We start from the raw sequence: 511 nt of genomic DNA on the forward strand, positions 1-511 counted from the left end.
CCTGCTGGAGCTGCTGTGGCCGCGCGATGCACCGCCGGACCAGACGGTGGTGCAGGTCATCCTGCAGGCATTCCATATTGCGCCCCTGCCCACCGCAGCACCACGAGCCGCGGAGGGTGCGCAGGGCGAGCCGTCGGCCATGCTGCCCAGCGATGTGGACATGGCAGAGACGAGCCTGCTGGCGCCCGACGACACCACGGACGCGGCGGCGTGGGCGGCGGCAGCCGTGTTCCCAGAGCTGCTGCCTTCGGGGTGGCAGCGCTATGTGAGCATCCGCCCTGCGCAAGGTGCTGCTGGCGAGGGGGCCCGCAGCGCGCCAGCTGCGAGCGCAGACGGAGAGGGGGAGGAGGGGGCGGGGGACGACGTAACGCAGGCGTCGGAGGACGAGGCGGCGGACAGCGTGACGGACTCGGTGGCCTCCAGCAACCGCAGTGGCATTGGCGCGATGTGGGACATGCTGACCAAGTCATCGGACGGTGCCGCACGGGACCGCGATCGAGATCGTGATCGT

The 511-nt window shown here is 70.8% G+C and carries 1 protein-coding gene; it reads left to right on the forward strand.

What is annotated here, in order from left to right:
* A partial coding sequence (locus tag ACK41V_RS23905; protein ID WP_409786218.1) for a hypothetical protein occupies positions 1-511 on the forward strand: 511 nt, incomplete at both ends.

The sequence above is a fragment of the Acidovorax sp. genome (assembly GCF_046291265.1).
Classification (GTDB): domain Bacteria; phylum Pseudomonadota; class Gammaproteobacteria; order Burkholderiales; family Burkholderiaceae_C; genus Acidovorax.